Genomic DNA, 19,222 nt, shown 5'->3' with positions numbered 1-19,222 from the left:
TAAGATTATTTGAGTTTTATCAGTACTCTACAACCGACCGGATACTCTCACCCTTATGCATCAGGTCGAAGCCGTGGTTGATGTCGTCCAGACCCATGGTGTGGGTGATCATCGGGTCAATCTCGATTTTGCCTTCCATGTACCAGTCGACGATCTTGGGCACGTCGGTCCGACCACGTGCGCCGCCGAAGGCTGTGCCGCGCCATGACCGGCCGGTGACCAGCTGGAACGGACGGGTCGAGATCTCGGCCCCAGCAGGCGCCACGCCGATGATGATCGATTCACCCCAGCCTTTGTGCGCCGATTCCAGTGCGTCGCGCATCACGCCGACGTTGCCGGTGGCGTCAAAGGTATAATCCGCGCCGCCCTTGGTCAGGTTGACCAGATAGGGAACCAGGTCGCCTTCGACCTCTTTGGGGTTCACAAAATCGGTCATGCCGAATTTCGTGGCCATCTCGACCTTCGATGGGTTCAGGTCAACGCCAACGATCTGATCCGCCCCGGCCAGACGCAGACCCTGAATCACGTTCAGGCCAATGCCACCCAAGCCGAACACGATGGCCCGGCTGCCGATTTCGACCTTGGCGGTGTTGATCACAGCGCCGATGCCGGTGGTGACGCCGCAGCCGATATAGCAGATCTTGTCGAAAGGCGCGTCTTCACGCACTTTGGCCAGCGCGATCTCGGGCAGAACCGTGTGGTTCGAGAAGGTCGAGCAGCCCATGTAATGCAGTATCGGATCACCATCCAAAGTCGAGAATCGCGAGGTCCCGTCGGGCATCAAGCCTTTGCCTTGGGTTTCCCGGATCGCCTGGCACAGGTTGGTTTTGGGATGCAGACAGTATTCACACTCGCGACATTCAGGAGTGTAAAGAGGGATCACGTGGTCACCCGGCTTCAGGCTGGTGACGCCGGGGCCGACCTCAACCACGATGCCTGCGCCTTCATGGCCCAGAATGGCCGGAAACAGGCCCTCGGGGTCGGCACCCGACAGGGTGAATTCGTCTGTATGACAAATGCCGGTGGCCTTGATTTCCACCAGTACCTCGCCCGCCTTGGGGCCTTCGAGATTCACATCCATCACTTCCAAAGGTTTGCCCGCCTGAACGGCGACGGCGGCACGGGTGCGCATATCACTGTCTCCCTGTCTTCTTTGACCCGACCCTGCGTCAATTGCAGGGTGTTTTCAACTGTGCTTTCATGACAGACTTGCTAATTGTTTGATATTGCAGAAACGACATTGCCGGAATGAGGAACGCCAATGCACCGATTTATCCCGATTCTGATCCTTCTGGCCGCCTGCGCCGAGACCCCTGCCCCCGAAGAAGCACGCCTTGCGCCCGAGAACGCGCCGGTTGATCTGGCCTTTTGTCAGGGCGAAGCATTTGCCGACTCGGTAGGCCAGCCGGTTTCGTCCATTCAGGCCGATTTGCCGGAACGCACCCGCGTGTTGGGGCCCGATGACATTGCAACGCAGGATTACCGGATCGACAGGCTGAACGTCTTTGTAAACGGGGCCGGTGTTATTCAGCGCCTGACCTGCGGGTAAGCGTGGACTCGGGCGTTGATTCTCAGATAAGAACAAAGTGGGAACATTTTGATGTCTGCCGATGCCAAAACGCCGAATACTTTCACTGTGGTTTCCCCGTCTTGGGGCTGAACGGCTGATCCGCGCCGCGCGGGGGCTGCATGCCGGGCCGTTGGCTGTGGTCACTGAGCAGTCGAACATGCAGGTCATTACCTCATTGAATACTGAGGCGCAGGCCGCCGGGCTGCGTGTGGGCCAGCCCGTGCGCGATGCCCATGCCATGTGCGCCAGCCTGATCACACGGCACCGCAACGCCCCGGCCGAGACTGCGTTTCTAACCGCGCTGCGCCGCTGGGCGGGCAAGTTCAGCCCTTGGGTGGCCGAAGAAGCTCCGGATGGGCTGATCGTTGATCTGTCGGGTTGCGCGCATCTGTTTGGCGGGGAAGAGACGCTGCTGAGCGTGCTGGAAACCGACTGCGCTGATATGGGCCTCAGCGTACAAATGGGCATTGCCGACACGCTGGGCGCAGCCTGGGCTTTGGCACGCTATGCAGGTCAAGAGGCCACATCCGACCGCAATGGCGACGCCATCAGCCAAGAGGCCCGCGCCACCCGCGCCCGGGCAGGCAAGCGGCGACACTGGACCAAAGGCGGGGCTGCACCACAAGTGATGGCCCTGGGTGGTGGCGCGCGTATTGCAGCGCCGGGGCAATCCTATGGTGCGCTCAGCCCCCTGCCCATCGCGGCGCTGCGACTGGACGACCCGGTTGTGACGCAGTTGAACCGGCTGGGCCTGCGCCGGATCGGCGATCTACTGGGCCAGCCGCGCGCGTCGCTGGCGCGCCGCTTTGGGCGCGGGCTGGTGCTGCGGCTGGATCAGGCCATGGGCAGCGCACCCGAGCCGGTCTCGCCCGCGCGTCCGCCGCATCAGTTCGCGGTGCGCATGACGCTGCCCAATCCGATCGGTTTGATCGAGGATGTGATGGCTGCGGTTGATCGGGTGCTGCCCACGCTCTGCGCCAAGCTGGAGGAGAAAGGGCGCGGGGTGCGGACATTACGGCTTGAGGCGCACCGTGCTGATCAAGCCGCCGAGATCATCGAGGTCGGCCTGGCCCGCCCGACCTATGACAAACATCGTATTCGACCTTTGTTAGAGATGAAAATCGACAAGATCGATGCAGGCTATGGCATCGACATGCTGCGGCTTGAAGCGATCCAGACCGAGCCCATCCACGCCCGCACCATCGCCGGTCATGCCGAGGCACGCCGCGTGGCTCGTAACCGGCTTGAGGGCAATACAGCCGTGGATGACCTGATCGGCAAGCTGGGTGCGCGTGTTGGGCTGGAGGCGATCACAAGACGGCACCCGGCCGCCTCTCATATCCCCGAGAAAACGGCACAGACGCTGGCGGCTGCATGGTCGGAACCCGCGCGCGACTGGCCTGCACCGCCGCGCCCCCGGCCCTTGCAGATGTGGCAGCCCGAGCCGGTGATGGCACCGGAAACCCCAGATGTCCCAACCGCATTCCGCTGGCGCGGACGCGACTGGCAACTGGCTCAGGCCACCGGCCCGGAACGGATCGCACCGGAATGGTGGCTGGATGACCCCAACTGGCGCAGCGGCGTGCGCGATTACTGGGTGGTGGTGACGGAACAGGGCGAACGCCTATGGCTGTTCTACGGGCACGGAGGCACCATGTCTGCAGGCTGGTTCTGTCAGGGACAGTTTTGTTAGAGTCTATTTTCCGCGATAAACCAGCAGATCCGGCAGGTAGTCAATCAAACGAATAAACCACGAGAATGGTGCCGGGAAATCGGTACGGAACCGGCGGCGCGACATCGCTTTGACCACGCGCTCTGCCGCGTCCTCAGCTGTCATCAGCATCGGCATCTTGAAACTGTTCTTGTCGGTCAGGCGGGTCTTGATGAAGCCGGGATTGACAATGCGCACCGTCACACCGGTGCCCGCCAGATCATGCCGCATCGTTTCGGCCAGCGAAATCAGCGCCGCCTTGCTGGCCCCATATCCGATAGCGGCAGGCAAACCGTGATATCCGGCCAGCGACCCGATCAGAGTGATCTCTCCTTGACGCGCCTGAACAAAGCCCGGAACCGTTTCACCTAATACCCGCAACGCCCCCGAATAGTTCACATCGCTAATCCTGAGCGAAGCCTCGGTATCCCATTCGCCCGAGCGCATGGGCTCGTAAGCGCCTGCATTGTAAACCAGACCGTCGATCTGACCTGCCTCGGCCACGGCATTGCGTACAGAGTCTAAATCGGTCACATCACACGGAATCGCGCGTGCATTTGGAAGCTTGGAACAGATTTCATTCAAACGCGCGGCGTTGCGTGCAGACAATATCAGATGCGCGCCCTTACCGCTCAGTGCCTCGGCCAAGGCACGGCCCAAGCCTTCGCTTGCGCCGATGATCCAATAGGTTTTTCCGTCAAAGCTGCTCATACCCGCGCCGTTTCGTTGAAGTTACACTTTTTACGGCCCTGCACCCGCAGTGGATCATAGGGTGACGCAAGGAAGCGGGCGCTGAAACCCGAAGTCACAAGATAGTGCATCTGTTAAAAACTTCTATCCGGATTGATCCAGCACGGCATACCCTGCGTATCTCATTGTAAAATGTCACATAACGAGGCTGGAATGTTCGACGAAACCCGGGGTGTACGGAAGAAAATTGCGATTGTAGGTGCAGGCGTTTCGGGTCTCTCTGCCGCGTATTACCTTTCAGAAAACAACGACGTGACGGTGTATGAAGCCGAACCCAGGCTGGGTGGTCATGCCCGCACGGTGATGGCTGGCAAAAACGGCGACCAGCCGGTCGACACCGGCTTTATCGTTTTCAACTACGCAACCTACCCTTACCTGACGCAGCTTTTTGACGAGCTGAACGTACCCGTCACCAAAAGCGAAATGAGCTTTGGCGCGACCATCGACAATGGCCGCATCGAATACGGGTTGAACAATCTGCGCACGCTGACGGCGCAGAAACGCAATCTGGCGCGCCCTGCCTACTACAAGATGATTGCAGACATCATACGCTTCGGCAAAGAAGCGCCCGAGGCCGCCAAGGACGACGACACAACGATTGGTGAACTGGTCGATCAACTGCGTCTGGGTCACTGGTTCCGGCACAACTATCTGATGCCCATGTGCGGCGCGATCTGGTCCACGCCGGTTGAGTTCGTAGATCAGTTCCCGGCCCGTTCGCTTGTGCAGTTCTTCCGCAACCATGCGTTGCTGGCGAGTGGGCGTGCCAATCAGCATCAATGGTATACAGTCAGCGGCGGTAGCATCGAATACGTCCGCCGCATAGACGCCGCTCTGCGCGCACGTGGCTGCGACATCCGACTGGCCGCCCCGGTTCAACACGTTCATCGCGACGACATGGGCGTCAGCGTCACCAGCCAGGGGCATACGGATCAATTCGACGAGATCATCCTGGCGACCCACTCGGACCAGTCCCTCGCCATTTTGGGCGAAGGCGCAACCCCGGCCGAGGCCGCAGCTTTGGGCGCGATCCGCTATCAACCCAACACCGCCATACTGCACTGCGACCAACGCCAAATGCCCAAGCGGCGCGCGTGTTGGTCCAGTTGGACCTATCGCTCGCAAGCCGGAAATGTGGGCGTGACATATTGGATGAACAGGCTTCAGAACATCCCGGACAGCGATCCCCTGTTTGTGACGCTGAATGCTTCATCAGAAATTCCCGCGGACAAAATCTATGATCAGGTCGAATTTGCCCATCCGGTATTCGACAAAGCCGCCCTGAAGGCACAAGGGCAAATCCGCGAGATGCAGGGACAGAACCGAACTTGGTTTGCCGGTGCTTATAACCGGCACGGATTTCACGAAGACGGGATTGCCAGCGCGATGCATGTCGTTGCGCAAATTAATGGCACCCCGCAAACCATCGGAGCTGACAATGGCATTTCTGGGAAAGACCCGGCCATCCCCGTGGCCGCCGAATAAGGGAATTTTGCGTGCAGCGTTACTGACCGTGTCGCTACTGGCCCCATCAGCAGCGCTGGCGTCGCCCGTGAACGAAGAGTTGAAGGACGCGCAACTGCGTGGCTCAGCGACTTTTCGATATCTGGGTCTGCCGCTCTATGACGCCAAACTCTATACCCCCGGCGGCGCTCCGTTTAGTTGGAGCGAAGACATCGGCCTGCAACTGACCTACCGCAAGAACTTCAAGAAGAAAGCGCTGGTCAACTCGACCCTGGACGAGATGGACCGGATCGGACGCTCTGCCCCGGTACGCAACCAATTGGACCAGTGTTTCAAAGCCGTGACCAAGGGGGACAGCTTTCTCGCGGTGTCCAACGGGCCGGATAACGTAAGCTTCTGGCTGAACGGGCAAAAAACCTGCACTATGTCCTATCCGGGCATCAAGCGTAGTTTCATGTCCGTGTTTCTGGGGGACAACACGCGATCGGCGTCGTTCACGCAGAAACTGCAGGGGCGCTGATGCTTTATCCTCGGGTCAGCCTGTATGCGCTGATGCTCGCTGCGGCGGGCATCCCGCTTTATATCCACCTGCCGCGCTTTGCGGCGGTGAATTTAGGTATTGGCCTGGGTGTAATTGGAACTGTTCTTCTGGTGATCCGCCTTGTTGATTTGGTTCAGGACCCGTTGATTGGCTGGGCAATCGACAAGTGGCCAAAGGGCCAGCTTGTATTTGCCTCTCTAGCGGCGTTGGGGTTGGCGGTCGGTTTCCCTTTGCTCTTTAGCTTGCCGCAGGGTGTCAGTGTCGCCGCGCTGATCGCGGTTTTGATCCTGCTGTTCTCGGCTTACAGCCTGGGAACCATCCTTTTGTACGGGCGCAGCGCAACTTTGGCGAAACGTCCAGACCCGCAAGAACTGATGACCTTGGCCGCCTTTCGCGAAGGCGGGCAACTGACCGGCGTGGTCATCGCTGCCAGCGCTCCAGCGCTTTTGGTTGCATTTGGCGCGCAAGCCCAAGGCTATCCTGCTTTTGGAGTGTTTCTGGGGCTGCTGTCAGTTCTGACCCTGCTGCTGACTATTCCGATCTGGAGGCGCACGCCAATCACCGGCACCGGTCTGTCTTTTGCAGGGCTGGGTCAGGCCGGAGGGTTGCGCCTGCTGGCGCTTGCCCTGGTTAACAGCCTGCCCGTAGCCATCACCTCGACCCTGTTTTTGTTTTTTGTTGAAGATCGGTTGCAACTGCCGGGCAAAGCAGGCCCGCTGTTGATCCTGTTCTTCCTCAGCGCGGGCGCAAGCGTGCCGCTTTGGGCCAAACTCTCCAACCGGATTGGCCCGAAACAGACTCTGATGATTGCCATGCCCCTCTCAATCGCAGGGTTTATCGGTGCCGCCACCCTGAGCGCTGGGAATCTAACCGGGTTTGCCGTGATCTGCCTTGCCTCGGGCGCTGCCTTAGGTGCAGATATGGTCGTGCTGCCCGCTATGTTCTCGGTCGTCTTGACCCGGGCCGGGCTGAACGCCTCTGCGGCGTTTGGCATCTGGTCTTTCGCAGGCAAGCTTGGCCTCGCCCTGGCTGCCTTTTTCACCTTGCCACTGCTGGAACGCAGCGGCTTCACCCCCGGTCAAGCCAATTCTGCTGTCGCGCTAGAGACACTCAACCTTGCTTATGCGGTGCTGCCCTGCATCCTCAAGCTCGGCGCGTTTGGAATGGTCTTGACCCTGCCCACCGAGGTCACAAGCAAATGAACGCTATCGCCATCATCCTGCTGGTCCTTTTGATCGCAGTTTTCATCCGCGCCCGTCTGCTGAGCTTTCGCGCGCAATCTCCATCCGACTACTCGGGAACCGGACCTGCCTTTTCACTGAAAGAGCATCTGAACGGAGAAATCCTGTCCGAAGGGCTGATTTATGGCCCCAATGGGAAGATGTCGAACAGCTTTGTCGCGCGCATGGTCGGCGAATGGAGCGGAAATTCGGGCACGCTGTCGGAATACTTCACCTATTCCAACGGCAAACAGATGAACCGAAAGTGGTATCTGACACTGGGCACCGGCAACACGTTCACCGCAACGGCGGACGATATCGTCGGTGAGGGTCAGGGCGTCATCTCAGGCTCAACCGTCAAACTGACCTATCGGATCATCCTGCCCGAAGATGCGGGGGGGCACACTCTGGACGTCACAGACTGGATGTATCTCACGGAACACGGCGTCATCATGAACCGATCCGAGATGCGCAAGTTCGGCCTCAAGGTTGCTGAACTGGTCGCTACGATGCGCCCTGCTCCCGATTTGAAAACCACGCACGTGCCAGGTGCAAACGGGTATGATGCGACATCCGAAGGGAAACCACTGCAATGAGTGTTTTCCGTACCCTTCTCACCTTTCTTGCCATAGCAAGCCTTGCGCTTTTGGCGGCCTGTTCCAGCAAGCCGAAGGTGCCCAAGACCTTCTTGTCCGACCGGCAACTGAATCTCGAAGAGTTCTTCGAAGGCAAAACGGTGGCCTACGGTCAGTTTCAGGATATTCTGGGCAATATCCCCCGCAGATTTACGGTGGATATCGACGGGACATGGGATGGTGAAACCCTGACGCTAGTCGAAGATTTCGTTTATGACGATGGCGCCACCGAACAGCGTATCTGGACGCTGACGAAAACCGGTGAGGATACCTGGACCGGTACAGCCCCCGGCGTGTTGGGCACCGCCAGCGGGATTGAGCGCGGTGATACGTTCAACTGGAAGTACAAGATCGACCTGCCGATCAAGGACGGGACGATGCGCGTCAAATTCGACGATTGGATGTGGTTGTTGGATGATGATCGGCTTCTTAATCGCGCCTACGTCTCACGCTATGGCGTACGTCTGGGCGAAGTGATCCTCTTCTTCGAAAAGCGATAGCCGAAGCGGGATCAACCGGTCTTCCGGAATCAGTAGAAAATAAACTCGTCTACCGGGGCTTGCACTGTTCGATTTTTACTGCCGTTCCTGTTCATGCCTGACCCATCCGGAACGGTTCCGTCAGAAGGAACTGTGTTCTCCAAATTTAGACGCGCTCGTTCAATCTGGCCCCAAAGGAAAAACAGACCATCCCGTTTGCCCACCATACCTGCAGGCACACTCGCCCGCACAACACGTTTTTTCGCCTGTCGCATTTGCGCTCTCACTGCCCCCGGTGTTGACCACCTTTTTCAAAAACCTATCGGGTTTGTTAGTCAAAAGCAATTTTACATAGGCAAAATAGCGCCCGGCGGCCTCTCCGACGTGGTCCTGTTACGAAAGCACCATTTAAAGGACCATTTGTTTTTGTCCTTACATGGGCGCCCAACGTGGTCTACCGAAGGTTGGAGGCCTCACGCAGCGATGGACCGATGGCGCAAAACCGCATTAGTAATAGGTTCGTGGCTGTACGAAATTCGCGCACGACCCGCAAAGGCTTAACGATCGCGCCTGACCCGCTTTCAAGAGACTCAAATCACGCCCAAGTCGCACACGCAGCTTGGTGAGCCATACATATAGGCCCGGTCGTCTTCGCACCAAACCCGCTTACTGAACGCCTTAATTTTAAAAAAGTGGTGAGCCGTGCAGGATTCGAACCTGCGACCCACTGATTAAAAGTCAGTTGCTCTACCAACTGAGCTAACGGCCCACTCTTTTGCTGGATCTTCCTGATCCGTGGCGCTCTTTAAGACAAATCCCTGATCGGGTTCAAGTCCTTATTTTGCGCCTCGTTTCACCGATACATCTTATGTTTCCGGCGACCCGATAGGCGGCCTAATTAGGCAGGTGTCGCAGGGGGGTCAACCCCTTTTTTCACGATTCTGCGCAACAGGGTGGATTCATGTTCGGACCGGGGTTATATCGCCGCCATGCAACAGAGACTCGATACCGGTTTGCCCTTCATGAAGATGCACGGGCTGGGAAATGACTTTGTCATCGTGGATGCGCGCGGGTGCGATTCCCAGATTACACCGGCTCTCGCAAAGGGAATCGGCCATCGGCAGTTTGGGGTGGGTTTCGACCAATTGGCTGTAATCGAAAACGGCCAGGCGGACGCACATCTGGTCTTCTACAATTCCGATGGATCTACCTCGGCCGCATGTGGCAATGCAACACGCTGCATCGCGCGGTTTCTGATGGATGAGACCGGAAAGTCCGAACTGGCCCTGACAACCGAACGCGGTGCCCTCTTTGCAAAAGATGTCGGCAATGGTCTGACCTCGGTGAATATGGGACAGCCTCAACTGGACTGGCAGGACATACCGCTGGCGGAGGAGATGGACACGCTGGAGTTACCGATCGAAGGTGCGCCTACGGCAACCGGTATGGGCAATCCGCATTGCACTTTCTTTGTCGAAGACGCCGAGGCAATTCCGCTGAACGAGTTTGGCGCGCGTTACGAACACCATCCACTCTACCCAGAGCGCACCAACGTTCAAGTCGCACAAGTGACTGGCACGGACAGCATCCGTATGCGTGTTTGGGAGCGTGGTGTCGGGATCACATTGGCATCTGGCTCATCCTCCTGCGCGACGGCGGTTGCAGCCGCAAGACGCGGTCTCACGGGGCGCAAAGTTCAGATCGAGTTGGATGGCGGCACGATCTGGATCGACTGGCGCGAGGATGGAGTCTGGATGACCGGCCCGACAGCGCATGTCTTCTCGGGCACCATCACCCCTGAGTTCTTGGGGTCTTTGGGATGAACCCGCCCAAGTTCACCACTTTGGGCTGCCGCCTGAACGCCTATGAGACCGAGGCAATGAAAGAGCTGTCACAGCAGGCAGGTCTGACCGATGCTGTGGTGGTGAACACATGCGCGGTGACGGCTGAGGCCGTCCGCAAAGCCCGGCAAGAGATCCGCAAATTGCGGCGCGAAAACCCCAACGCCCGTCTGATCGTCACCGGATGCGCCGCCCAAACTGAACCCGAGACCTTTGCCCAAATGGAAGAGGTCGATGCGGTCATCGGCAATACCGAGAAAATGCAGCCCGCAACCTGGAAAGGCATGGCCGCCGATTTCATTGGCGAGACCGAGGCCGTTCAGGTTGATGACATCATGTCCGTGACCGAAACGGCGGGCCACCTGATCGACGGCTTTGGCACACGCTCACGCGCCTATGTGCAGGTTCAAAACGGCTGTGATCACCGCTGCACCTTCTGCATCATCCCCTATGGCCGCGGCAACTCTCGCAGCGTCCCTGCGGGCGTTGTTGTGGATCAGATCAAGCGGCTTGTGGACAAGGGCTACAACGAAGTGGTTCTGACTGGGGTCGATCTGACCTCGTGGGGGGCCGACCTGCCCGCAGAACCCAGGCTTGGCGATCTAGTGATGCGCATCCTCACACTGGTGCCAGACCTGCCGCGCCTTCGGATCAGTTCAATCGATTCGATCGAGGTCGACGAAAACCTGATGCAAGCCATCGCGACCGAGCCGCGCCTGATGCCACACCTGCACCTCTCGCTTCAGCACGGGGACGACCTGATTCTGAAACGGATGAAACGCCGCCACCTGCGCGACGACGCGATCCGATTTACCGAAGACGCCCGAAAGCTGCGCCCTGACATGACGTTTGGTGCCGATATTATCGCGGGGTTTCCTACGGAATCCGAAGAGCATTTCAAAAACTCGCTCAGGCTGGTCAAAGACTGCAATCTCACGTGGCTGCACGTCTTCCCATACTCCAAGCGTGACGGCACGCCTGCCGCACGAATCCCGCAGCAAATCAATGGAACGGTGATCAAAGACCGCGCGGCCCGACTGCGCGCGGCCGGGGATGCTCAGGTCTCAAAGCACCTATCGGAACAGATCGGCAAAACCCATCATATCCTGATGGAAAACCCCCATATGGGCCGGACCGAGCAATTCACCGAAGTGTCCTTCGCCACACCTCAGCCCGAAGGTCAGATCGTTACGGCTGCAATCACCGGACAGACTTCAAACCAACTCACTGTCTGATCCGCCCTTCATCTGGCCCAAAATACCTCGGGGATGAATTGGCCAAAGGCCAAGAAGGGGCTGGCCCCTTTTTAGCTAGTTCCCAAAGAAAACCCCCGCAACCGGGTGGGCGCGGGGGTTTCGATTTCTAATTCCGAAAAAGGATCAATCCTCTGGACGGAGCTTGCCCTTATGTGGTGCCCAGAGGCGCTTGTTCACCAGATACAGCAGGACTGACAGAATAGACAGGAAGATTACGCCAACAAAACCGGCGTTCTTGCGATCCATCAGCTTGGGCTCAGCCGCCCACATCAGGAAGGCCGCAACGTCTTCCGACATATGCTCGACCGAGTTCGAGTGACCATCAGCAAACTCGACCTGTTCGTCTGCCAGTGGCGGGCCCATCGAAATCCAGCCGCCCGGAAAAGCGGTGTTTTCGTACAGGATGGTGCCTGCCTCTTCCTTTTCCTTGCCGGTGTAGCCATCCAGCAGCGAGGCGATGTATTCCGCGCCACCCATGCCCTTGACCAGCTGGTTGATGCCCAACCCGTAAGGGCCGTGGAAGCCTGCACGCGCCTTGGCCATCAGGCTCAGGTCGGGTGCGCCGACGGCAGTATTGGCCGGGAAGTGATCGGTCGGGATCGCCGGGCGGAAGTCGTCCAATTCAGGATCGAAAACTTCAAAATTGTCCGCCGCATAGGTGATGACCTGCTCTTCGTTGTAACCCAGCGCTTCCAGATCACGCAGGGGAACATATTGCAGGCCGTGGCAGGCTGCGCAAACCTCGGTATAGATTTGCAGACCGCGTTGCAGCTGGTTTTGATCCCAGGTGCCAAACGGACCTTCGAACGAAAAGGCGAAATCTTCGATATGCTGATCGCCACCACCTGCCGCAAAAGATGCAGCAGGGGTCAGGGCCAGAGCAAACGCAGCGCCGATTGCAAGTTTCTTGAACATGGTATCCGGTCCCTCTTCTTACTCGGCCGGCGTGGCTTCGGCGTCAGCCTTGCCATAATGCGCGTTGAAGTCTTCTTCGATGGTCTCCGGTGGGGTCAGCGGTTTTTCGATAACACCCAGGATCGGCAAGATAACGAAGAAATAGGCGAACCAGTAGGCAGACGCGATCAGCGAGAAGGTCGCATAGGGCTCTTCCGCGGGCATCGCACCCAGCCACATCAGGGCAAAGAAGTCGATGATCAGCAGGTAGAACCACCATTTGAACATCGGACGGTATTTACCCGAACGCACGCTCGATGTGTCCAGCCAGGGCGCCAGCGCCATGGCCAGGATCGCACCAAACATCGCAATCACACCGAAGAACTTGGCGTCTATGATGCCACCGGTGATAAAGCTGGCGAACTGAACAACCCAGACCTCACCGGTGAAGGCACGCAGGATCGCGTAGAACGGTAGGAAATACCATTCCGGAACGATGTGCGCAGGTGTGACCAGCGGGTTGGCTTCGATGTAGTTGTCCGGGTGGCCCAGGTAGTTCGGCATAAAGCCGACGATTGCCCAGAACACGACCAGGATTACGGCCAGCGCAAACAGGTCCTTGATCACGAAGTAGGGCCAGAACGGCAATGTGTCTTTCTCGGCCTCGGCTTTTGAACCACGGCGCACTTCAACGCCCGTGGGGTTGTTGTTGCCGGTGGTGTGGAAAGCCCAGATATGCACGATGACCAGCGCCGCGATGATGAACGGCAGCAGGTAGTGCAGCGAGAAGAAGCGGTTCAGCGTGGCGTTGTCCACGGCGGGTCCGCCCAACAGCCAAGTCTGGATCGCTTCACCCACAAACGGGATCGCACCAAACAGGCCGGTAATCACTGTCGCGCCCCAGAAGGACATCTGGCCCCAAGGCAGAACGTAGCCCATGAACGCGGTACCCATCATCATCAGGTAGATGAGCATACCGATGATCCACGTGATTTCACGCGGGGCTTTGTACGAGCCGTAATACAGGCCGCGGAACATGTGAATGTAGACCGCAACAAAGAACAGCGATGCGCCGTTCATATGCAGATAACGGATGAAGTAGCCGCCATTCACGTTACGCATGATGTGCTCGACGCTGGCAAAGGCCAGATCGACATGCGGGGTGTAGTGCATCACCAGGATGATGCCGGTAACGATTTGCAGCGCCAGGCAGAACGCCAGGACGATACCCCAGATCCACCACCAGTTCAGGTTCTTGGGGGTCGGGATCATCAGGGTGTCATACAGCAGGCCGACGATGGGAAGGCGGCTGTTCAGCCACTTTTCGCCGTCTGACTTCGGCTCGTAATGATCGTGGGGAATTCCGGACATAAACTGGGTCTCCCTTAGCCGAGTTTGATGGTTGTTGCGTCGACCCACTCTGCGGGTGGAACAGGCAGGTTCTCAGGAGCGGGGCCTTTGCGGATCCGGCCAGCAAGGTCGTAGTGCGAACCGTGGCAGGGGCAGAACCAACCGCCGAAATCGCCAGCGTCGCCCAAGGGGACACAGCCCAAGTGGGTGCAAACGCCCATCTGAACAATCCACGCGCCCTCTGCCTCGCCTTCGGGCGACGGCATAACACGGTTTGCATCAGTCGCGGGCGCATCCGCGTTCAGGTTGAAGTTCCGTGCCAACGGATCAGGCAGGCTGCCAATGGCTTCCTCATCCTGCTGCTGCGCTTCGGCAATCTCAGCACCAGTGCGGTGACGGATAAAGACGGGTTTTCCCAGCCACTTGACGGTCAGCTGTGTACCCGGCTCGACCCCGCTCACATCCGTGCGGATCGACGAAAGCGCCTGCACGTCTGCTGACGGGTTCATTTGGTTGATCAGGGGCCATACGGCTGCACCCGTCGCAACGACACCTGCGCCGCCAGCGACGTAATACAGGAAATCTCTGCGGGTGCCTTCGTGGTCTTCTGCGTGGGACACGAGGTTATCTCCGATTGTCTGGCGCCCGCGGACGGGCAAAAAGCTCGCGCACCGCGTGAAAGCGGCGTCTTAAACGCGCTTACTATCGGGGAGAATAGTGTTCGTCCAGCGTTCATAAACGCGCAATACGCCGCATGTGCCGCTTCATTTAGGGAACGAGGCCGTTTTTTTGGTGAATCTTGCGCTCAACTTTGTTGATCAGGTCGAATCAGGCTGCTTTGATTCGATTGCCAGCAGACACCAAAGACGACGCCCAGCAGGCGCGGGGCGTTCCAGCCATGTAACGCTGAATTGCGCCTTGAATGTTCACAATCCAACCGGCGGGAACGGGATTGTTTTCTGCAAAATCATATTCCCCAAATAGATGATTTAAATTGCAAATTGTGCAGGTTTACCCCGTTGCACTTTTTGCGCGAATACAGGACAGCGGGCAAAACGCGCGAACTCCTGTCAGGAGACCCCCTATGTCAAAAACCCTGTTGACCACAGCTTTACTTACACTGGCGCTGTCCACTCAGACCCTTGCCGCAGGTGACCCCGAAAAGGGAAAGGCGATCTATAACCGCTGCTCGTCATGCCACGCGATCATCAAAGACGGAAAAGTTCTGGTCAAAGGCGGAATCACCGGACCGAATCTTTATGGTGTCATCGGACGAGTCGCCGGGTCCGAGAACGATTACCGTTATGGCAGCGAGCGCCTACCCATCGGAATGTTCACCGACGACATGATCCGCGCCGGTGAAGAAGGTCTGGTCTGGACCGAAGAAAACATCGCCGCCTATTCCAAAGACCCCATCGGGTTCATCAAGGATTATCTCGACGATGACACCGCCCGCCCGAACATGAGCGTCAAGCTCAAGAAAGGTGCGGAAGATATCGCTGCTTATCTGGCGACGTTCAGCCAGTAACGCAGATGCGGCTGAGGATGCCTTAGCCCTGAGGGCGGGTGGCCACCATGCTGGGTCGCTCGCCAAACTCCGCAAACCACTTGGCAAGTGCGTCATTACCCTTGCGCCACCCCCGCGCGTCATGGCGCAGATCCAGATAACCCAGCGCACAGCCGACGGCGACCTGCCCCATATCCAACGGGCCGGACAAATGCGCCATCCACCGTTGGTTCAGTACAGCACAGGCCCGGTCAATCTTGACCCACTGCGATTCAATCCAGGCATCCCACTTTTTGTCGTCGGGACGCAGGCGGTCTTCGTAAGTCATCAAAAGGGCTGCATCCAGAATGCCGTCAGCAAGCGCTTCGAGTGTAAGAACATCCCAGCGACCTGCGCCCTCGGGATAAAGCTTTCCACCGGCACGGGCATCCAGAAACGCACAGATTACCCGACTGTCGAACAAGGTAGGCCCATCCGGGCGCTCCAGCGCCGGAACTTTTGTTAACGGTGCTTTGCTAACCAGTGGCTCAGCCGGTGAGATCGGTGTTCCGGCCACGGTCTCCAGCTCAACATCTTCAAGCTGTTCTGTTTCATGCAGCAATACCATGACTTTGCGTACATAAGGCGAGGTCAGACTGTGGTAGAGTTTCATCGGCGGGCTCCCTGTTTGAGCCGACCTTACAGAAGGCCTGCAAAAACAAAAGCCCACACTTTGCCGAGGGCTAGGCGTTGCGCATTAGCTCTTGCAGAACATTCAATTCGGACCCGATCCCTGACGCAATCTGTTCAGACGCCCGCAAGCGCACATCATCAGGCTTGTTCTGGCTCAACTTCCATGTGCCCTGAACATCCTCGACCTGCATTCGACACGGCACGATCATCCGCATCATTTTGGTCAGAGCCTCATCTGACATCTTTCCTGTGGCCCATGGAGGTTTAGGTTGCAGGCGCTCTTCATAGAAGGCCGACTGCCGGTTCAACAGATCCAACAGCTCTTCCTGCGGGCGCAACTCCAGCTCCCCGGTCAGATGCACAGCCACGTAGTTCCAGGTTGGAACCTGATCCTCAACCTCATACCAATCCGGAGAGATATACCCATCCGGCCCCTGTACCGCGATCTTCGCCGCTTTCGGCTTTTCCAAGGCGCGCACGATGGGATTGGAGCGGACAAGATGCAGTTCAGCCACCCTGCCGTCGTCCGACAGAAGAATCGGCACATGGCTCAACAGCGGGGCACCATCTGTCGACAAGACCAATACACCGAATCCTCGGTCACGGGCGAACTCAATATGGCGCGCGCGCTCCTCGGCGCAAAAGGCGGGGTTCGGGTGCATGGTGATCCTCCTGCCAAATCTCTTGCAGACGAGGCCCAAGATATGCAAGGACCGTCTTGTTCTCAGGGCGGGGCGAAATTCCCCACCGGCGGTATGCGGGCGACGACCCGTAAGCCCGCGAGCGGCCCAAAAGTGTCCACGATCCGAAAAGTGGGAACCGGTTTTCGGACAAAGTGTAGAAGCGCCAGAGGGTGACAAGCAGATCTGGTGAGAAGCCAGAGCCGACGGTTACAGTCCGGATGAAAGAGAACGTGCAACACGCCGGCAATCGGTGTGCTTGTTCGTGATCGCCTTGGGTGACGTGTCTGTTACGAAAGGAGATCACGATGACACACACCCGCTATGCTTTTGTCAAAGCCAACTGGCATTCCGATATCGTCGACCGCGCACTTGACGGCTTCCTCGAACTCATCCCCGCCAAGCAGGTCGATGTCTTCGACGTCCCCGGCGCGTTCGAAATGCCCTTGTTGGCCCGCGACCTGGCCCAAACCGGCAACTACACCGTCGTAGCGTGCGCCGCCTTTGTTGTGGATGGCGGCATCTACCGCCACGACTTCGTCGCGCAGGCAGTGGTCGATGGCCTAATGCGAGCAGGAATGGATACCGGCGTTCCTGTCCTGTCTGTCTCGCTGACGCCGCACCAGTATCAAGAGACCGAGCACCACAACGCCATCTACCGCGACCACTTCGTGCAAAAGGGCCGCGAAGCCGCTCAAGCCGCGCTCGGCATCACCCAGATCCGCACAAAAATCGCAAGCGCAGCTTGATCGCTTCTTCTTGTCCCAAATACGGCAGGGGTGAATTGAGCCGCAGGCTCAAGAGGGGACGACGTCCCCTCCACCACCTCCAAAACGCAATTCCGCTTGAGGCCAGGACCCGCGCCCGCTAATCACGACCCGCAAAGGAGCACGCCCCATGTCGATGAACAGTTTTGGACACCTCTTCCGCGTCACCACCTGGGGCGAAAGCCATGGTCCCGCTTTGGGCGCTACGGTCGACGGCTGCCCTCCGGGTGTTCAAATCGACGAAGCCATGATCCAGCACTGGCTGGACAAGCGCAAACCGGGTCAGAACAAGTTCACCACGCAGCGGCGCGAACCGGACCAGGTAAAAATCCTCTCGGGAGTATTCGAAGGCCAGACCACCGGCACTCCGGTGCAATTGATGATCGAGAATACCGATCAGCGTTCAAAAGACTACGGCGATATCATGGACAAGTTCCGTCCGGGCCACGCCGATATCACCTATTGGCAGAAATACGGCATCCGCGACTATCGCGGAGGCGGGCGCAGCTCGGCGCGGGAAACCGCATCACGTGTCGCCGCCGGAGGGCTCGCGCGTGAGGCGATCAAACAGATCGCGCCGAATGTGCAGATCACAGGCTACATGACGCAAATTGGACCGCACAAAATCGACCGTGCAAATTTCGACTGGTCCCAGATCGAACAGAACCCGTTCTGGACACCCGATGCACAAGCTGCCGAGGACTGGGCCGCGTATCTGGACGATCTGCGCAAGTCCGGCAACTCGGTCGGCGCTGTGGTCGAGGTCGTCGCGCGCGGTGTTCCAGCAGGAATCGGAGCGCCCGTATACGGCAAATTAGATACTGATCTGGCCGCTGCGATGATGTCGATCAACGCCGTCAAAGGTGTAGAAATTGGCGAAGGCATGGCGGCCGCGGAACTGACCGGCGAAGCCAATGCGGATGAGATCTTCATGGGCCAGAACGGCCCGCAATACAGCTCGAATCACGCCGGTGGCATTCTGGGCGGTATCTCAACCGGACAGGACATTGTGGTACGCTTTGCCGTGAAGCCTACGTCATCGATCTTGACCACACGCAAAACGATCACCAAGTCGGGTGAAGAGACCGAGATCATCACCAAAGGCCGCCACGACCCCTGCGTCGGCATCCGCGCGGTTCCGGTTGGCGAAGCGATGATGGCCTGCGTGATCCTCGACCACCTGCTTCTGCATCGCGGTCAGATCGGAGAGAACCGTGGACGGATCGGCTGATCTGCGCACGCGCCTACGTGCGGTGGTCGCGCATCGCATGGAAACGGATCCAGCCCATGATCTGGCCCATCTGGATCGGGTCTGGACCAACGCTCAGGCCATCGCAGATGATCAAACCGATATGTCCGTGCTGCTGGCCGCAAGTTATCTGCATGATCTGGTAAATCTACCCAAGGATGATCCTGATCGGCATCTGGCATCTCGCAAATCCGCAGTGGAATCAGAGCCTATTCTGCAGGATTTGGGGTATAACTCGAACCAGATCCGAGCCATCCAGCATGCGATCGAAGCCCATAGCTTCTCGGCCGACATTACTCCGAAAACAGCCGAGGCGCGTGTCCTACGCGATGCAGATCGGCTTGATGCTTTGGGTGCCATTGGTATTGCGCGCAACTTTTCTGTTTCCGGAGCACTGGGGCGTACTCTTTATGACGCGGCAGATCCCTTTGCCCAAAACCGGCCATTGGACGACCTGCATTTCTCGCTCGACCATTGGAAAGTCAAACTGCTGGGGCTGCCGGGCGACATGCTGACCCAGACCGGCAGACAGATTGCGGAACAACGCACCACGCGTATGATCCGCTTTCTTGAAGAATTCGGCGAGGAAATCGGCAATTCTCTGCCTCAATCCTGGGTGAATGACTAAACCCACCC

Annotated in this window: 20 protein-coding genes, 1 tRNA gene and 1 riboswitch; of the genes, 13 read left to right on the top strand and 8 right to left on the bottom strand. The window is 58.2% G+C overall.

The annotated features are described in order from the left end of the window. Positions 1-19: 19 nt before the first annotated feature. Entirely contained in the window at positions 20-1,132 is a 1,113-nt protein-coding gene (locus tag I9187_RS01055; RefSeq protein WP_171178401.1) for an S-(hydroxymethyl)glutathione dehydrogenase/class III alcohol dehydrogenase, read from the bottom strand. 129 nt (positions 1,133-1,261) lie between these two features. On the opposite strand from I9187_RS01055, the gene I9187_RS01050 reads away from it, so the two are divergent. Further along, positions 1,262-1,549, top strand: a complete 288-nt coding sequence (locus tag I9187_RS01050) for an I78 family peptidase inhibitor (protein WP_171178403.1) — start codon at positions 1,262-1,264, stop codon at positions 1,547-1,549. A 61-nt stretch (positions 1,550-1,610) separates the two neighbouring features. Beyond that, positions 1,611-3,263 (top strand): DUF6504 family protein, encoded by a 1,653-nt coding sequence (locus tag I9187_RS01045; RefSeq protein WP_171178405.1) that lies wholly within the window; start codon positions 1,611-1,613, stop codon positions 3,261-3,263. 3 nt (positions 3,264-3,266) lie between these two features. Here the strand turns inward: I9187_RS01045 and I9187_RS01040 are convergent, their stop codons facing one another. Next, positions 3,267-3,992: an SDR family NAD(P)-dependent oxidoreductase gene (locus I9187_RS01040; RefSeq protein ID WP_171178408.1), complete on the bottom strand. Its 726-nt coding sequence runs from the start codon at positions 3,990-3,992 to the stop codon at positions 3,267-3,269. Positions 3,993-4,184: 192 nt separating this feature from the next. Between I9187_RS01040 and I9187_RS01035 the strand changes: the two genes are divergently transcribed. From I9187_RS01035 to I9187_RS01015, 5 genes are read left to right on the top strand one after another with little or no spacing between them, the layout of a single operon-like run. Then, a complete protein-coding gene (locus tag I9187_RS01035; protein WP_171237924.1) occupies positions 4,185-5,516 on the top strand; it encodes an FAD-dependent oxidoreductase in 1,332 nt (443 codons plus the stop codon). After that, on the top strand, positions 5,470-6,015 hold the full coding sequence (locus I9187_RS01030; RefSeq protein WP_209509336.1) for a hypothetical protein: 546 nt from the start codon (positions 5,470-5,472) through the stop codon (positions 6,013-6,015). The genes I9187_RS01035 and I9187_RS01030 overlap by 47 nt, the downstream gene beginning before the upstream one ends. Then, positions 6,015-7,238: an MFS transporter gene (locus I9187_RS01025; RefSeq protein WP_171178414.1), complete on the top strand. Its 1,224-nt coding sequence runs from the start codon at positions 6,015-6,017 to the stop codon at positions 7,236-7,238. Before I9187_RS01030 ends, I9187_RS01025 begins: the two co-directional genes overlap by 1 nt. Continuing rightward, positions 7,235-7,852 (top strand): DUF3833 domain-containing protein, encoded by a 618-nt coding sequence (locus I9187_RS01020; protein ID WP_171178416.1) that lies wholly within the window; start codon positions 7,235-7,237, stop codon positions 7,850-7,852. The genes I9187_RS01025 and I9187_RS01020 overlap by 4 nt, the downstream gene beginning before the upstream one ends. Further along, the gene (locus I9187_RS01015) at positions 7,849-8,391 is read left to right on the top strand and encodes a DUF3833 family protein (protein ID WP_171178419.1); all 543 of its coding nucleotides are present in this window, start codon (positions 7,849-7,851) and stop codon (positions 8,389-8,391) included. The genes I9187_RS01020 and I9187_RS01015 overlap by 4 nt, the downstream gene beginning before the upstream one ends. 672 nt (positions 8,392-9,063) lie before the next feature. Here the strand turns inward: I9187_RS01015 and I9187_RS01010 are convergent. Beyond that, positions 9,064-9,139: transfer RNA gene (locus I9187_RS01010), tRNA-Lys, on the bottom strand. A 220-nt stretch (positions 9,140-9,359) separates the two neighbouring features. On the opposite strand from I9187_RS01010, the gene dapF reads away from it, so the two are divergent. Both dapF and mtaB read left to right on the top strand, forming a co-directional pair. Then, positions 9,360-10,193, top strand: a complete 834-nt coding sequence (gene dapF, locus I9187_RS01005) for a diaminopimelate epimerase (RefSeq protein WP_171178431.1) — start codon at positions 9,360-9,362, stop codon at positions 10,191-10,193. Beyond that, positions 10,190-11,446, top strand: coding sequence for a tRNA (N(6)-L-threonylcarbamoyladenosine(37)-C(2))-methylthiotransferase MtaB (gene mtaB / locus I9187_RS01000; protein ID WP_171178433.1), 1,257 nt, complete (start codon positions 10,190-10,192; stop codon positions 11,444-11,446). Before dapF ends, mtaB begins: the two co-directional genes overlap by 4 nt. Positions 11,447-11,590: 144 nt before the next feature. Here mtaB and I9187_RS00995 read toward each other — a convergent pair whose 3' ends face one another. Genes I9187_RS00995 through petA form a run of 3 tightly spaced genes read right to left on the bottom strand, consistent with a single transcriptional unit; the run spans position 11,591 to position 14,331 of the window. Continuing rightward, positions 11,591-12,382: a cytochrome c1 gene (locus I9187_RS00995; RefSeq protein ID WP_171178435.1), complete on the bottom strand. Its 792-nt coding sequence runs from the start codon at positions 12,380-12,382 to the stop codon at positions 11,591-11,593. An 18-nt stretch (positions 12,383-12,400) separates the two neighbouring features. Next, a complete protein-coding gene (gene petB, locus I9187_RS00990; RefSeq protein WP_171093028.1) occupies positions 12,401-13,732 on the bottom strand; it encodes a cytochrome b in 1,332 nt (443 codons plus the stop codon). Between the two features lie 14 nt (positions 13,733-13,746). Next, positions 13,747-14,331 (bottom strand): ubiquinol-cytochrome c reductase iron-sulfur subunit, encoded by a 585-nt coding sequence (gene petA / locus I9187_RS00985; RefSeq protein WP_171178437.1) that lies wholly within the window; start codon positions 14,329-14,331, stop codon positions 13,747-13,749. Between the two features lie 464 nt (positions 14,332-14,795). Between petA and I9187_RS00980 the strand changes: the two genes are divergently transcribed. Next, complete coding sequence (locus I9187_RS00980; RefSeq protein WP_171178439.1) at positions 14,796-15,239, top strand: c-type cytochrome; 444 nt, start codon at positions 14,796-14,798, stop codon at positions 15,237-15,239. Between the two features lie 22 nt (positions 15,240-15,261). On the opposite strand, the gene I9187_RS00975 is transcribed toward I9187_RS00980, so the two are convergent. Then, complete coding sequence (locus tag I9187_RS00975) at positions 15,262-15,870, bottom strand: glutathione S-transferase (protein WP_171178441.1); 609 nt, start codon at positions 15,868-15,870, stop codon at positions 15,262-15,264. Between the two features lie 70 nt (positions 15,871-15,940). After that, on the bottom strand, positions 15,941-16,552 hold the full coding sequence (locus tag I9187_RS00970; protein ID WP_171178443.1) for an FMN-binding negative transcriptional regulator: 612 nt from the start codon (positions 16,550-16,552) through the stop codon (positions 15,941-15,943). Positions 16,553-16,606: 54 nt separating this feature from the next. Then, positions 16,607-16,807: riboswitch (FMN riboswitch) on the top strand. Positions 16,808-16,878: 71 nt separating this feature from the next. Between I9187_RS00970 and I9187_RS00965 the strand changes: the two genes are divergently transcribed. From I9187_RS00965 to I9187_RS00955, 3 genes are all read left to right on the top strand, one after another. Further along, complete coding sequence (locus I9187_RS00965; RefSeq protein ID WP_171178444.1) at positions 16,879-17,319, top strand: 6,7-dimethyl-8-ribityllumazine synthase; 441 nt, start codon at positions 16,879-16,881, stop codon at positions 17,317-17,319. A 148-nt stretch (positions 17,320-17,467) separates the two neighbouring features. Next, a complete protein-coding gene (gene aroC, locus I9187_RS00960) occupies positions 17,468-18,568 on the top strand; it encodes a chorismate synthase (protein ID WP_171178446.1) in 1,101 nt (366 codons plus the stop codon). Further along, positions 18,552-19,214, top strand: coding sequence for an HD domain-containing protein (locus I9187_RS00955; protein ID WP_171178448.1), 663 nt, complete (start codon positions 18,552-18,554; stop codon positions 19,212-19,214). The genes aroC and I9187_RS00955 overlap by 17 nt, the downstream gene beginning before the upstream one ends. The last annotated feature ends 8 nt before the right edge of the window (positions 19,215-19,222 follow it).

The organism is Ruegeria sp. HKCCE4148 (assembly GCF_017872495.1).
GTDB lineage: Bacteria > Pseudomonadota > Alphaproteobacteria > Rhodobacterales > Rhodobacteraceae > Ruegeria.
Note: the sequence above shows the minus strand (reverse complement) of the source record. Positions and strands in the feature narration are given on the sequence as shown.